Consider the following 594-nt stretch of genomic DNA (forward strand, 5'->3'; position numbering starts at 1 on the left):
AGCGTGGTCTTGCCGTGGTCAACGTGACCGATCGTGCCCACGTTCACGTGCGGCTTGGTCCGCTCGAATTTACCTTTGGCCATTTTCGACTCCTAACAGGATTTTCGCACCTTGCGCCGCGCGCAACTTACTAGACTGATACGACTGGTGCCCATGGGCAGGATCGAACTGCCGACCTCTCCCTTACCAAGGGAGTGCTCTACCACTGAGCCACATGGGCACTAATTAACCGACATTGGAGCGGGTGAAGGGAATCGAACCCTCGTCGTAAGCTTGGAAGGCTTCTGCTCTACCATTGAGCTACACCCGCGAAGGTTGGATTCCCTTACCGCTTGAATTCTGGTGGAGGAGGTTGGATTCGAACCAACGTAGGCGTAAGCCAACAGATTTACAGTCTGCCCCCTTTAGCCACTCGGGCACCCCTCCGCAGAGAACTATCGATTATGGGGTAACAACATGCTCTTGTCAAGCGTTTCTTGTAACCCAGAACACGAGGCTCTCACTTATAGTGAGACGAAACGCAAAAACCCCACCTTTTCGGGGTGGGGTTTTTGTTTGCGGCATGAGGAGCCTGACGATTACCTACTTTCACAC

Annotated in this window: 1 protein-coding gene and 3 tRNA genes; all 4 read right to left on the minus strand. The window is 53.4% G+C overall.

The window, feature by feature from the left end; translation table 11 throughout:
- Positions 1–83 (minus strand): GTP-binding protein (locus tag NCR39_RS12535; protein ID WP_042615313.1); only part of this gene is annotated, 83 nt, incomplete at its 3' end.
- A 62-nt stretch (positions 84–145) separates the two neighbouring features.
- Positions 146–220: transfer RNA gene (locus NCR39_RS12540), tRNA-Thr, on the minus strand.
- 16 nt (positions 221–236) lie between these two features.
- Positions 237–310, minus strand: a tRNA-Gly gene (locus NCR39_RS12545).
- A gap of 30 nt (positions 311–340) precedes the next feature.
- Positions 341–426: transfer RNA gene (locus NCR39_RS12550), tRNA-Tyr, on the minus strand.
- Positions 427–594 lie beyond the last annotated feature (168 nt).

The sequence above is a fragment of the Caballeronia sp. ATUFL_M2_KS44 genome (assembly GCF_023630965.1).
In the GTDB taxonomy this organism is placed as follows: Bacteria; Pseudomonadota; Gammaproteobacteria; order Burkholderiales; family Burkholderiaceae; genus Caballeronia; species Caballeronia concitans.